General features: G+C 34.3%; 15 protein-coding genes. 2 read left to right on the plus strand and 13 right to left on the minus strand.

Annotation, left to right across the window (positions count from 1 at the left end; genetic code table 11):
- Positions 1–129: 129 nt before the first annotated feature.
- From MKY02_RS18635 to MKY02_RS18665, 7 genes are all read right to left on the minus strand, one after another.
- On the minus strand, positions 130–258 hold the full coding sequence (locus MKY02_RS18635) for a hypothetical protein (RefSeq protein WP_340711602.1): 129 nt from the start codon (positions 256–258) through the stop codon (positions 130–132).
- Positions 259–758: 500 nt separating this feature from the next.
- Positions 759–1,055, minus strand: coding sequence for a hypothetical protein (locus tag MKY02_RS18640; RefSeq protein WP_340711603.1), 297 nt, complete (start codon positions 1,053–1,055; stop codon positions 759–761).
- 14 nt (positions 1,056–1,069) lie between these two features.
- Complete coding sequence (locus MKY02_RS18645; protein WP_340711604.1) at positions 1,070–1,351, minus strand: hypothetical protein; 282 nt, start codon at positions 1,349–1,351, stop codon at positions 1,070–1,072.
- Positions 1,352–1,680: 329 nt separating this feature from the next.
- Entirely contained in the window at positions 1,681–4,551 is a 2,871-nt protein-coding gene (locus tag MKY02_RS18650) for an Ig-like domain-containing protein (protein ID WP_340711605.1), read from the minus strand.
- A 635-nt stretch (positions 4,552–5,186) separates the two neighbouring features.
- Complete coding sequence (locus MKY02_RS18655) at positions 5,187–6,413, minus strand: hypothetical protein (protein WP_038179779.1); 1,227 nt, start codon at positions 6,411–6,413, stop codon at positions 5,187–5,189.
- A 187-nt stretch (positions 6,414–6,600) separates the two neighbouring features.
- Positions 6,601–6,891: a DUF2653 family protein gene (locus MKY02_RS18660; protein WP_038179781.1), complete on the minus strand. Its 291-nt coding sequence runs from the start codon at positions 6,889–6,891 to the stop codon at positions 6,601–6,603.
- The gene (locus MKY02_RS18665; protein ID WP_038179783.1) at positions 6,879–7,340 is read right to left on the minus strand and encodes a hypothetical protein; all 462 of its coding nucleotides are present in this window, start codon (positions 7,338–7,340) and stop codon (positions 6,879–6,881) included. Before MKY02_RS18665 ends, MKY02_RS18660 begins: the two co-directional genes overlap by 13 nt.
- Positions 7,341–7,689: 349 nt before the next feature.
- On the opposite strand from MKY02_RS18665, the gene MKY02_RS18670 reads away from it, so the two are divergent.
- Positions 7,690–8,007 carry a general stress protein gene (locus MKY02_RS18670; RefSeq protein ID WP_038179785.1) on the plus strand — a complete coding sequence of 106 codons (318 nt, stop codon included), beginning with the start codon at positions 7,690–7,692 and terminating at the stop codon, positions 8,005–8,007.
- 68 nt (positions 8,008–8,075) lie between these two features.
- On the opposite strand, the gene MKY02_RS18675 is transcribed toward MKY02_RS18670, so the two are convergent.
- Positions 8,076–9,059 carry a methyl-accepting chemotaxis protein gene (locus MKY02_RS18675; protein WP_038179787.1) on the minus strand — a complete coding sequence of 328 codons (984 nt, stop codon included), beginning with the start codon at positions 9,057–9,059 and terminating at the stop codon, positions 8,076–8,078.
- A gap of 11 nt (positions 9,060–9,070) precedes the next feature.
- Positions 9,071–10,207 (minus strand): FIST signal transduction protein, encoded by a 1,137-nt coding sequence (locus MKY02_RS18680; protein ID WP_038179789.1) that lies wholly within the window; start codon positions 10,205–10,207, stop codon positions 9,071–9,073.
- A 210-nt stretch (positions 10,208–10,417) separates the two neighbouring features.
- Between MKY02_RS18680 and MKY02_RS18685 the strand changes: the two genes are divergently transcribed.
- Complete coding sequence (locus MKY02_RS18685; protein WP_038179797.1) at positions 10,418–11,554, plus strand: MFS transporter; 1,137 nt, start codon at positions 10,418–10,420, stop codon at positions 11,552–11,554.
- A gap of 125 nt (positions 11,555–11,679) precedes the next feature.
- Here the strand turns inward: MKY02_RS18685 and MKY02_RS18690 are convergent, their stop codons facing one another.
- From MKY02_RS18690 to MKY02_RS18705, 4 genes are read right to left on the minus strand one after another with little or no spacing between them, the layout of a single operon-like run.
- A complete protein-coding gene (locus MKY02_RS18690) occupies positions 11,680–12,477 on the minus strand; it encodes a TatD family hydrolase (protein WP_327192107.1) in 798 nt (265 codons plus the stop codon).
- A complete protein-coding gene (locus MKY02_RS18695; protein WP_038179799.1) occupies positions 12,474–13,220 on the minus strand; it encodes an ABC transporter ATP-binding protein in 747 nt (248 codons plus the stop codon). Before MKY02_RS18695 ends, MKY02_RS18690 begins: the two co-directional genes overlap by 4 nt.
- 5 nt (positions 13,221–13,225) lie before the next feature.
- Positions 13,226–13,978, minus strand: coding sequence for an ABC transporter permease (locus MKY02_RS18700; protein WP_038179801.1), 753 nt, complete (start codon positions 13,976–13,978; stop codon positions 13,226–13,228).
- Entirely contained in the window at positions 13,978–14,268 is a 291-nt protein-coding gene (locus MKY02_RS18705) for a thiamine-binding protein (RefSeq protein ID WP_038179803.1), read from the minus strand. The genes MKY02_RS18700 and MKY02_RS18705 overlap by 1 nt, the downstream gene beginning before the upstream one ends.
- Positions 14,269–14,274 lie beyond the last annotated feature (6 nt).

Genomic DNA, 14,274 nt, shown 5'->3' on the forward strand with positions numbered 1-14,274 from the left:
TGATTTCCAGGGCAACATGCGTACAGTTATTCTCTTTAATCCAGCCCACCATACGAAGTAATCTTGTCGCAAACGTATGTCGAAACAAATGTGGATGTAGATGAATTTGTAACTCCTTTGACACATGGATCAACCTTGTCGTAAGCTAATTTCTCTTATTTTTCCGCCTTTCCCCTTAACCGTTAAAGCAGATGGCATTAGACTAATATCTTCTAAACGGACACTCACCAATTCACTCACTCGAACACCTATGTACAATAATAGTTATCCTATTAAACGATTCCGTTCACTTACATTCGCTTTATCCTCTAAGTAAAACAAAAATTGCTTAAGAAACTCCTCAAATTGACGATGTTCCTGTCTGTACACTTCAAACTTCTTTAAACCTTCATGTAGGATTCAATCGTTTTAACTGTTTTGCCTTCTTCTACTAACCATTGTTGAAATGCTTCCATTGGTGCTTTCACTGTTATCCTTCCTTTCAAAAAAAGAAAATCCTAAACCTTTGTGTTGGTTTAGGACTCTTCAGCTTGTAATTGTCGTAATGCTTCTGCTAAAACTGCAACTACTACTGTTACGATCAATTTGTACTTCATGAGATTTCCCTCCTAAAAACGAAACTCACGACAGTTATATAATAATGTTTGAGTTTTTTTGCATACAAAAATAGTTCATGCCTTGTGTCGCATGAACCTGTCCTTTTTACTATTCTTTTGATTTAGTTTTGTCGTGAAATTCCGATTAGTTTTGTCGTGAGTTTAATCTTTCGCTGACTGAATTTCTCCATTCTTTAACCAAACAGTTTTCACATGGTGTTGATTGTTTTCATCGTAAACATCCATCATTAAGTAATCTTCATTGCTCTTCATAAGGTAACTAATGGCTGTTACCATACAAACCTTTGGTAATGCTTTGAACTCCTGTTCTGTAAAGAAACGTTCATCCATTTCCTCTTTGCGGAGTTCAATTGTTTCGTAGCCAATGTTGTTTAATGTTACTTTTTCAGATGTTCTTAATGCCCCCCCATTTAAAAATCGTTCGTAGCTGTAAGTCATGTGCTAACACTCCTTTACTTGTAGACCTCGTAGGCAATTACTTCTTCGTTCTTCTTCCACTGTTCAAACAGAACTCCATCTTCTTTACAGATGAAAAATGCTCCCCAATGACTACCTCTTAAATCATCATGTGTACAGGAATAAGCATTAGCTAATATTAAACTCCATTCATTTTGAATCACTTGCATGTACTGTTCTAGGACTGGATGCTTTAAGTCAATGACCTCAATTTTTACATTTGATGCTTGTAGGTACACATGAAATACCTTTCTTAGTTGTTTCGTAAACCATTCCATGACAAAAATCTCTTCAATTTGGATTCTCCTTTTCTCTTAAAACCTTGAAATAGAACTGTAAAACGATTACTTCCAGAACCTCGACTTTTCTCAGGCTTGTTCAAATGTAATCGCTTTCTAGGTAGTCTATGTTGTTTTTAGAACACTCATGAATCTCCCTCCTAACTAAAAAGCTCTCATGCACAAATACATGAGAGCTAGAATTCAAAATAATAATATATATTTAAAAAGAGAATCCAAACGCTATGAAACAAAAAAAAGCTCCTATCTTCCGAAGAAGATAGGAGTCTTTGAATCCGTTCGCCCAATAAGGTAAGAGGAGGGATTTATTAAAGTGAAACTTTGATGCCTGCAGCTGAGATATCAGCTTTGTTGCCAGCTTCATCAGTTAATTTGTAATCATCTGAAGTTAGAGTAACCTCTTTAGCAAAATCATCAGCAGTTAACTCTTTATCAATAACAATTGTTACTTCTTTAGATTTAGGAGTTGCTGTTACAGTAGCTTTAACGCCATCTAGTTTTTTACCAGCAACATTTACAACATAATCAGTAGCTTCAGCTTTTACTTCTTCGCTTAAAGTTACTTTAATAGTTGTTTTACCTGAAGTTGCAGGTGTAGTTGTAGTTTTTGCTGCTTTTGCAGTTACATTGAAAGTTTGACCATCAGTTGTTCCTGTTGGTTCAGTTACAGTTAAACCTTCTAAAGTTTTATCAGCAGTCCATTTAGAAGTAGTAGTACTGTAAGTATAAGTTGCTACTTCGTCAGTTGTACCAGTATAAGTACCTTCTACTTTCGCAGCAGAATCTGAAGCAACTGCTGTTGCTGGTATTGTTGTAGTTGTTTCTTTAGAACCTTTTTCAATAGTATCAACTTTTGCAGATTGTACAGCTGGTTTTACGTTTTCATTGAAGACTTTTTGAGTAGTAAAGTCGTCCATAACGTTACCATTTGCAGCTTTAACACCAGTTATTTTAACTGTACGTTTACCAGTGTAATTGTTTGAACCAGATGCAAGTTTAACTGTAGCAACTCCATTTGCTCCCAAAGTAACTGAGTCAATAGTAGCTCCAGCTACATAATAATTAGCTTTGTTTACAACAGTTGCATTATCTAATTCAACAGCTGTTCCAAAGTCTACTGTAAATGTATCATTGTCTTTAACCTCAACTTTAGCATCAATCAATACAGGTTTAGCAGAATCTTTATCTGCACCACGAGTGAATGAGAATGAAGAAGTTTTAGCTTCGTTTTTGTTTCCAGCTACATCTGCAAATACGTTAGCTGCTAAGTCTACTGTGTAAACAGTATCTTTAACTAATGCTGAACTAGCAAATTTAATTTTAGATAATTCAACTGTATATTGAGTTGAAGAATCAGTTACTGGTTTTACATCTGTAGCAGCAAAAGTAATGTCACCAGATGTTGTTACATAGTTTTTAACCGCTTTTGCTGGTAATGTAATTGTACCTGAAGCAGCTAAAGTAGTATCTTCACTTGTAGTAAATGTTAATACTTGGTTACCATCTTTGTTTACAGAAATAGCAGCTGTTGCAGTTGGTTTCACTGTGTCAGCAACAAAGTTTACAATTTGGCTGAATGCTTTACCATCTTCACCAGATAAATCAGTGTATGATTTGTCTGATACTGATACACTTGTTAAACCAGATACAGCTGAATTTAATTCAACGATGTATTTTGTTTTATCAGCTTTATCTTGAGTTACTGATTTCACTGATGAACCAGCTACAGTTAAATCTGCTTCAGTAAATCCTTGAACTTCTTCAGAGAATTTAATTGTGAATTTTTTAGCATTAACTGGAGTTACGCTTGTTATTTCTGGTGCTACACCATCTTTAGCACCCTTTTGAATTGTAACTGAGAATGGTGTTTCAAGAATATTAGTTGCGAAATCTGTTAAACCAGTGAATGATACAGTAATGTTTTTGTTAGCCTCTACATTTGAAGGTAACACAACTTTGATAGAAGATCCTTTTACAGTTACGTCAGATGCAGGAACTGAAAGAATAGTACCATCTGCATTTTTAAATACAATTGAACCTTTATCATTGATTGGCTCAGAGAAGTTAAATACAAATGTTGATGCATTTTCTTTTGTATAGTTTACATATGTTGGTGCTACTTTATCTTCAGCTTTGATAATTTTTGTAGAAGTTTCTACTTTATCTCCAGTCGTTGTTTTTACTGCATCAGTAACTTTAACAGTGTATTCACCATTGAAAGTTGTCTCTGAAGTAATAGTTACTGTTTTTTTATCTTCTGATAGCTTAGCTTTTAATCCAGTTTCATCTGCTGTTCCAACTTTAGCAATTGAAATGTTTGCAAGAGCTTCAGAAGCACCAATTACAGTTGAAGCATCAATAGATCTGTTAAAAGTAACTTTAATTTCTTTAGCGTTAATCGCCTCTACAGCTTTAACTTTAGCGCCAACTTCAACACCTTTTTCAAATGCGCGTTCTACGTTGTTAGCATCAAGGTAAGTACCGTCAGCAATTGCTGCATCGAAGTAGAATTTATCTTCGAATTTTTCTAAACCTTTGTTTAATACTGCATCTTTATAAAGTTGGTCTTTGAATAAAGCTAAACCTTTGTTTAATACTGCATCTTTGTAAAGTTGATCTTTGTAAACTGTCAAACCTTTGTTTAGGTTACCAGATACATAAAGTTGATCTTTGTAGATTCCTGTTGCTGCTTTACCAGTTTTGTAGTAAACGCCTTTGTAAAGACCTGTCGCTTTTTTACCAGCTTTGTAGTAAGTTTTGTTAACTACGCCAGTGTAAGCTTTACCTGATTTGTAGTATACGTTTTTGTAAGTACCTGTCGCTTTTTTACCAGCTTTGTAATAAGTTTTGTTAGTTACGCCAGTGAATGCTTTACCTGCTTTGTAGTATACAGATTTGTAAGTACCTGTCGCTTTTTTACCAGCTTTGTAATAAGTTTTTTTGTAAAGACCAGTTAATTTTTTACCGTCTTTATATAGAGCTTTGTTGTAAGTCTTGTAACCTTTTACAACTTTACCAGTGCTCTTATAAACAAGTTTACCATTGCTCACCTTTACTGAAGTTGAACTTTTTGCGAATGCTGTATCTGATCCAGCAGCTGCGAATGATCCTGTTAATACTGCAGCACCAATGACAAAGGCAGTAGCCGATTTTACTAGTTTAAGTTTGTTGTTTACCATTTTATTCATTCTCCTTTACTTGCGGACTATCTAAAAGTTTTAAAGTCGTGTAGTTAATACCGTTAAATATCCTTTAAATTTACTTTACGTAATCCTTATTGACTATATTAACACACATCGAAAGGTATACTTAATATTTTTTTGGGTTTTTTACCATTTTGTTCGTTTTTGATAGTATATTCCTATTAAATTTATATAAATTCCCACTTAATAATATAATAGATTTATGTTATTTCAAGATAATTACTTATTAAAATTTTATTAAAACATACTAATTTTCATAAAATGTTATTCAAAAATTACTATAAGTGGATTTTTTATAATAAAATATTACTATAAATTAATTTTGTTGGAATGTTTAAATAATTTGAATATTCAGTTTTGTTAGACTTTAATTATTACCTTTATTTGTATTTTTAGGTTATTTTTTATAACATTTTTGCGTATTATGTTAATAAAAAGGATTAGATATAAATATTTCCTTACGTTTATTTTTATCATAATTATTCCAAATAAAACTTTAATTGGTTTTTTTAGCATACTAACATATAGATTGATATTTTATTATTTCAATATATTTACCCATAAAAAAGTAAAAACGCAGCCAGCAGTTTACTGACTACGTTTCATATACTTTAATCTTCTACCATTTCATAACCATAATTGGCATCTGCAATATGGAGAGCTGATTCACCCTCTACTCCAATTGAACCGAACAGTTTAATATTATCAATGCCTAAAATAGTAATGTTATATTTTCCTGCAGTGATGGGTCCTGAGAGATCAAAGGTTGATACCGTTTTGGCTTTGTTCCATTTAAATGCAGAGATAGTATATAGAACACCATTTTTTTCTACGTTAATTAAAGGCTTCTTATTATTAACTGCTTGGCTATATGTTACTTCTAGCGTTTTAGTATCAACAATACGAATAGATTTAATAGTTGTCGCGTTTCTAACTAATTCTCCATCTTCGTATAGATTTCCACCATATTTGCCATTTGCGATATCTGTATGATAATAATATTGACCATCAAATTTTGCAATTCCATAGTTTTCTTCTTTTCCATTGTAAAGTCGATCTTCAAATAATGTATATCCCATATTATATTCTGCATCGTTATATAAGATATCGTTATATAGGAAGTATCCTTCGTTTAAATACGATCCATCGTACAGTTTTTTATTATAGGTTGCATAACCGACATTCGGCTTTGCGTTCGTATATAATCTATCTTTATATACCGTTTTACTTTTTCTTAAATATGCTCCGTAGTAAAGTTCGCCATCAAAGATTCTATAGCCACTATTTATTTTTGCACCATAATATAATTTACTTTGATAAATAAGCGCACCTGTATTTAAATCTTCCCCATCGTAAAGTAAGCCATTATAAATTCTAAAACCTTCATTCGGCCAGCCATCTGGGGTATAAAGTTTGTTTTTATATACAACATATCTTCCAGGCTCTTTACCAGATTCGTAATAATAACCTTCTAAAAGACCCGTAAAAAGTTTACCGGATTTATAATATCGTTCATTGCCATCAACCGTGTATTGACCAGTTGCTTTTTTTGCATCTACATAGAGGACTCCCTGATAAAGCTTTTGCTTTTTATAGAGCTTGCTTCCTTTATACAGCTTGCCGTTTTTCACCTTATAGCTTTGAGAAACCTTTTTCTTAGTTTTTGTCGGCTTTTTTGTTGTTGTTTGAAAACCGACCTTTGCTTTTTGTAATTTAGTAGAATTAGCAGCTTGTGCGATGTCTGTTTTCGTTAATGTTATTATCGAAGGGATTAATAGTACGGAACAAAGTATAAGCCGTCTGAGAAGTTTGGTACGAGTTTTGTTAGTCTTCTGCATCGATTTTAAAGCTCCTTCACTTATATGTATTTAGTGTATTTAGTTCTTACACTCCATGTAACATACTTATTTTACCACATTTAAACCTATTTTTTTGTGAAATGCTGGTATTTATGTTTTATTATTAAAATAACACAAAAAAGCATCACTGATTTAATAGATCAGTGATGCTTTGTTTTATGTTTTATTAGTTTACTACCGCAATAATGCCTTCTTCATCATCTAGTACAAGTTCAATTCCTGAAGCGAATGGATCGCGGTTTAGGAATTCGGAAATCCATAGACGAACTGCCGCTATTAGACCTGCTTCGCTAATTGCTTCAACTTGACCTCTAATGAATGATTCTGCTGAAAAGCCTTCATCATCATCGTAAGCCAATTCAACTTCAACATCTTCTGGCATAACGTTTTTGTTGCGAGCTTGGAAAAGACATATTGCATTGATAATATCTTGTTCTGGAATAATTATCTGTTCCATGGGTTTGCTTCCTCTTTACGTTTCTTTGCTTTTAGCATTGTAAATACTTTACGAACTAATGCAATTAACACGATAATTGCAAGGATATTTACTGCGAATCCTAAAATAGAACCAAGTGCTCCCATGTTAGCAAATAGACCGCCGAATAATAGTCCTGCTAGTCCACCAAGCATAAGACCTTTCATAAGGCCGCCCTTCATGAAGCCCCCGCCAGATTTTGTAGCCGATGTTCCGTTAGTTGTTTTTGTATCTTGTTTATCTTTTTGAATATTTGAGTTAGTCGGTTGGTTGTTGTTATTTGTGTTGTAATTCTTGTTCGTATTGAAGCCTTTTTTACCTGATTTATACCCTTTTGCTTCAACTGTTGTTGCTTGGTCGTTGAACACAAAGCTTCCGACACTTGAGAATACAAGAGTGGCTGCAAATAAAGCTGCTACTAATTTTTTCAATGTATGACCCTCCGTCAATTTTGGTAGTTTTCTTTGGTGCTAACCCCACTGAACAGTGTATCACTCACTACTGAATATTTACACTGATATACGAGCGTTAGCCTATCTCATCACGGATAATTATCATGATTTACTTTATATACGTTCATAAGGGCAAAAAGTTTCAATAAAAATAAAGTAATTAATTTCTTTCTCACAAAGTACGTTACTTCCTATATATAGGAAGTCATTTAAAGTATAAGATTTTACTAATTGTATTATTTGAACGCTTGGTCTTTTTTAACTTATTGTTTAGATACTAATCCTACAGGGTAAAGATTATATGTAAAACAAAATCGGAGGGATTTAAATGACATTAAAATTAACAGTAGAAAACGCCGTACAAGCATTGGAAGAAATCAAAAAGTTAGAACTGCAAGGTCACTCACGAGATGATATCTATGTATTCGCACACTTTAAAGAAAGATCTGATGATATCAATAAGGCTCTAGATACTGCTGAAGTTGGAATCAAAGAACAAGGTATCTTAAATAGTATGAAGAATATGTTCACTTCACGTGGTGATGAACTACGCAATAAGATGGAAGCTGCTGGCTTAACAAAAGAAGAAGCTGCTAACGCGGAAGAGGAACTAGATCAAGGTAAATTGATTATTATAGCTAACTAATGAATATGAACTGAACCCCCAATCACGCTAGTAGTGATTGGGGGTTTTTTGAATTTATATTAGTTATATTAAAGTTGGTCGTTTTTCAGTGCTTCAACTAAGTATTTTACTTGAGAAATATAGGATGTCATATCTGTTGAAATGAAAAATTTATCTTGTGAGAATATGTACAGTTCATCTATTCTTTTAGTTGATTGTTCGGATAAATGGACAATCGCTTCAAGTTCTTGACGGAATGTGATTATTTCAGCCATTGTTTGATCTGTTGCGAGCTTAATACCTGACATACTTGTAAATAGCTTTTTTTCTGAAATTGCTATTTTCCCGAAGAATTCACTTGTCAAACGAGTCATTTCTTGCGTATGATCGAATTCTTTTGATTTTTCAACGATATCTGCTGATAGTACCGAGACTTGTCTGACAATTTCATTCACTTTTTTATTCACATTCACTAATGCATTTTTACTTTGTTCTGCTAATTTACGCACTTCTGCAGCTACCACTGCAAAACCTTTCCCATGTTCCCCTGCTCTTGCCGCTTCAATTGAGGCGTTTAATGCCAGTAAATTCGTTTGATCTGCTATCCCCGCTATTATATTGGTAATAGCTATAATGTCATTTGTTTCTTGCTGTACTTCCGCGATTGATTTTTCGAAATTAGTAAATACGTTTTTGACATAATCCATTTGAGAGTCGAGCTTGTCCATATTTTCATTGCCTTCATTTACTAATCCAATATTTTGCTCACCTTGTGCTTCCACTGCAGCTGTAATACTATGTATGTTTTGCGCTTCATCAAGGATTCTTTGGATATTATCACTCGAGGTGATTAAAGATGTTCTGCCCTCTTCCACAGTATTTTTCACCTCTGTAATACGCTCTATAAATACGCTGTCGCCTTTTGCGTTTTTTTCATTGGATGATTTTAATAGTGCGACTAAATCAAGTAAACCATCAATCATTGATTCTTTTTCATCGGGAGTTAATAAGTTGATTTCTTCTATTAAACTGTCAGAATGATTTTCTTTTTGTTTGAAAAAGGTTTTAAGCATGCTCAACGCTCCTATCTTTTCTTCCCTAAACCTAAAAGTACTAGTGTTTGATTAACAAGCGATTTGTTAAATTGTTCTCCATAACTGCAGAATCCACCTAAGTTTGGCAATTTCTCAAGTTCTCGATTTAATTCTTGGAATAGACCATGACTTTGAAATTGTAGTTTTCTTAGAATGCAGTTAAAGGCTAATACGCCCTCTAATTCAGTAAACTCGGACTTGAAAGTATGTAATGTTTGTTGTAAAGTTTCAACTGGGTTTTTTGGTTCTAAAATCTCAACAATCGAATCTTGGAAAACTTGGCAATAAAATTGGATTGCTCCATTCGGTAGTATTTGGAATGGTGATGCGATGAAAATTTCATTGTTAAATCTTCTGCCGAGTGGGTTTGTCATAAAATATTGATCTAGTTCATTTTCTTTTACGCCTAATCGATTTGCATAGATTGTTGTTGCCTTTTTTCCATCGAATTCATAGACAATGCGTTGCTCAGTATCAGCTTTAGTAATTTTCATCGATTTTCCTGTACTAGTGAAAATATTCTCCTTTAGCATGACAAAATCTACAGTCGGTTTCATAAAGATGACTACGCCACCTTTACTTGATACCTCTCCGTTTAAACTAATGAAGGTTTCAATGAATTTTGCATCATCTCCAGCAGTTGCGCCAAATACAGGGAACCCCTCATGTGGGAAGATTGAATTGACGATTGATAGCATCTTTTCTTCTGCAGCAATTAATCCATTCGGAAATACTAATGCTACCCCTTCTTTTTCAAGTGTTTGGCTGTTAAGATTAATACCTATATGTTTTGCTGAGGAAATTAGATCATTACGAGAAAATATAGGGTATTTCGAAATATCGTTCATCAAAACCGTACTTATTTGTCCAATACTTTTTGCAAAGCTCATTGCTACGAGGCCATTTTCTAAGAAGCCAGATGGCCCAATTTCACCTGTCGTCGTTAAGCCGACGACTTCACAATTTGGATATTGTGCATTAAATAGTGCTGTTACTTCTTGAAATGAATGTGTAGTACTTGTGAAAAATAATAGTAATGAAGGTTCGGTATGTAGTTTACTTGTAACTTCTTTAACTGCCTCTACGGTATTTTTTTGCTTCGTAGAATTGGAGCGTATTAATTCCATAGTAACACCTCTAGTTTATCTTGATAGTTAGTTTGAATTACTTTCAATTATTTAAAAAATGGTTCTTTTTTACAATCTATTATAGCATGTACAAGGATAATTTAATTACTTATTTTCCCTTTTATTTTTTCTCTAAATTCAAGAAAATTTGGGTGATTAGCTTTGATAGGCTATAATATATAAATAATTTAATTGTTGGAGAGGTTTTACATGAAAAAATTTATATATGTCATTGTGTTCTTTTCGTTCTTCGATTTGTTTACACAACTACCTGTCATGAGTACATTTGCTGAATCGCTTGGAGCATCGGCCTTTATAACAGGTTTGGCGGTTGGTATGTATTCATTGTCTAATACATTTGGTAACATCATTTCAGGGTTTTTAACGGATCGCAGAGGTCCATATAAAATCTTGATAGCGGGATTATTCACTACTGGTCTAGCTTTGTTGCTTTATACGTTCGCTGATGCACCGATCATGCTCTTAGTTGTTCGCTTTATCCACGGCTTAGTTGCGGGTTTAATCGTCCCAGCAGCATTTACTTTTTTAGCAAATGAAACTGAACAAGAAAAACGTGGTAAGAGTAGTGCTATATCAGGAGCATTTGTAGGTATTGCTGCCATTACTGGCCCTGCATTTAGTGGTATTTTAGCTAGTCGGACAAGCGTGCCATTTGTTTTTAACATTACTGCTGCATGCATGCTAGTGCTCGCTTTTCTATCCATCTTTATCTTAAAATCAACTCAAGTAAAAAAAGATTCATCGACTAGTACCCACGTTCCTATTCGGGCGTTCTTCAAAAATGCAGGCACACTTAAAGCCTTTATAGGCGCATTTTTCCTTATGTTTTCTCAAGGAGCTATCGCTTATTTATTACCTTTAAAGGTACAAGAATTAGGTTTTGATTCACGTTTGAGCGGAACTTTAATGAGTACATTTGGCATTGTTGCTGTTCTTGTATTCTTACTACCGACTAATAGAATTTTCGATAGAGTCAAGCCGATCAAAACATTAGCACTTGGTATTAGCTTGATGGGATTAAGCCAACTATTAATTAGCCAGGCAGATTCAAATACATTACTTTATATTGCAATGGCTTGTTATGGCTTTGGGTTTGCCTTCTTATTCCCTTCATTAAATTCGTTACTGATTGATTCGACAACAGTTGAAGTTCGAGGCAAGGCTTATGGTTACTTCTATGCGTTCTTCTCATTAGGAGTAGTTGCGGGATCTTCCCTTTTAGGTTGGTTGTCACTTGGAATCACAGGCGGCTTTATTTTTACAGGAATCCTATTACTGTGCTTTGCTGGTGTTACATTATTAGATCGGAAAACTGCTTTAGCTTGAGATTCAGCCAGAGATTTAAATATCTCTGGCTTTTTTTGTGGAAATTATTGCTGAATTTCTTATTAATCTCAATATCAAAAAACTCCCCTTTGCCCAAAGACAAAGAGGAGTTTATTTTGATTAAGTCAAACTTTTAGAAATGGACTTGAATACTTCAACCGGTAAAATTTCTGTGTATTTTCATATAGCTTAGTAGAAACTTCTTCAAATGGCAGCTGTTTAATCGAAGCAAGCTTCTCAATAGATGCTCTTATCATGATTGGGTGTGTCATCTTACCAGAGAAAGTCCCTTCAAACGGCCAGGGTCCATCTGTTTCTACCATCATTTGCTCTAATGGATAATGCTTTACGAGCTGCTGAATTTCCTTTTCATACAATACATCAGGTGTTATGGAGATAAAATATCCATTTTTAATCATCCGTTTGACTACTTGTGTATCCCCTTTAAACCAATGAAAATGTGCAGCAGTTACATTATATTTTTCTAATAAACCATAAACTATGTGCGCATCTTCATATACAGCATGCAAAATAATCGGCTTATCCATTTCTGCTGCAAGTGCTATGAACTTTTCTAGTAAGTCGATATATGGTTGATATAGGAGTTCTTTTTCTTGCTTTAAATAATAAGGAAGCCCTACTTCACCAATTGCAACCATTTCATCGTGATGCGCTCTTATCCATTCAAATAATTGAGCTTGCTCACTTTCTCCCAACATTACTTGTTCAGGGTGAAAGCCAAATGCAGGTAGAATGCGCTTATCATTTTGAGCTAATTTTAAATTGACCTTACTTGATGATAAGTCAGTAGATACTGCTATTAGGTGTGTCACATTAAATTGAGCCATTTCTTTTAAAATTATCTTTCGTTGTTCTTCATTGTATTGATCAAAATGGATATGAGCATCGATTATCAGCTTCACTCACCTACCTCAATTTCATCCTTCAACATATTAAAAAGTTTCTGTTTGAGTTGGAAGAATTCATTTGTATTTAAGAGACTTTCCTCTCTCGGTCTTGCAAAGGGAACTTTTATCTCTTCTTTTATAGTGGCTGGGCGCTTCGTTAGTATATAAATTCTATCTGCTAAAAAGATTGCCTCTTCAATGCTATGCGTGACGAATAGCACTGACTTTCGATTTTCTTCCCATACTGATAGAAGCCATTTTTGCATTTCAATTCTAGTAAATTCATCTAACGCTGAAAATGGCTCATCTAGGCATAATAAATTTTGTTTACTGAGTAACGCTCTTATAAAAGCTACGCGTTGCTTCATACCACCTGATAATTCAATTGGGAAGGATTTCTTAAATTCTCGTAACCCTACTTTTTCTAGCCATTCACTAGCTTCTTCATAATTTGGTTTACCTGATAATTCTTGCATCAGTACGACATTTTCAATGACGGTTCTCCATGGGAAAAGAGATGGTTGCTGAGGCATATAGCCGATTAAGCCTTTTTGTCCATGAATGATTTTGTCATTCAAAGAAATAGTTCCTTCATCTGGCGTAGCCATTCCACCTATTAAATTGAAAATGGTGCTCTTCCCACTCCCTGAAGGCCCCAGTAATGCAACAAATTCTCCTTCTTCTACATGTATAGAAATATCATGCAAAACCTGTGTTGTACCAAAAGACTTTTCGATATGATCCATTTTAAGTAACATTGTATTCACCTCTCCAGTTTGCCTTTAATTACTAATCTTTCAACCACACGTAGCAAACCAAATACGATGACACTTAATAGCATGATGGTGAAAATAGCTACAAACACACGATCTGTACGGAACGAGGATTGAGATAATGTCATGTATACGCCAATCCCTTTTTTTGCACCTAGCCATTCCGAAATGACTGCCCCCATGACACTATAAGTCGCAGAGATTTTCAATCCCGAAAATAAGGATGGAAGTGAATGTGGCAATTCTAGTTTCCAAAATAATTGGCTTTTCGATGCTCCCGCCATTTCCATATAGTACTTGAGCTCAGGAGCGGTATTTTTAAAGCCATCTAATGCAGCTACAACGATTGGGAAAAAGCAGACTAAACCTATAATGATTAGTTTTGGTAATAATCCAAAGCCAAACCAAATAATTAACAGCGGTGCTAAAACAATGATTGGAATATTTTGAGATAGAATTAGTAACGGATAAACAAGTTTCTGAACTTTCGGCATCATATGTAGGGAGACCGCTATGATAAACCCAACTAAGCTTCCAATTGTAAGTCCTAATATTGCTAACTGAGTTGTTGATAAAATATCGGTTGAAAAAGTAGGAATTGCTTTAATCGCTTCTGAAAAAATAGCTGTAGGTGCAGGTAATAACCAACCCGGTACTTCTTTTAATTGAACAATCAATTCCCAACTACATAAAATGAAAAGGAGCAAAAAAATCGCTCCTCCTTTTTCACGTATCCATTTCATTATCTGTATTTCTCCGTTAATGTACCTAGTTCGATACCAGATGGTTGGTAAAGCATTTTCACTTGAGTGATGACGTTAACGCTACCTAGTTCAATCATCTTTTCATTCATCACACGAATGATGTCTAGCAGTTCAGAAAGTTCACCTTCCATTGTTGTTTCAAGCGGATGCACTTCATAGTTCACACCAGCATCGTCGATAATTTTGATAGCTGCATCTACAAAAGGAATAACATCCTCGTATGTTTTTGTTTTTGGAATGATTTGTACACTGATTAATGAGTTAGCCATTTATTT

It is taken from the genome of Viridibacillus sp. FSL R5-0888 (assembly GCF_038009105.1).
GTDB classification, from domain to species: domain Bacteria; phylum Bacillota; class Bacilli; order Bacillales_A; family Planococcaceae; genus Viridibacillus; species Viridibacillus arenosi.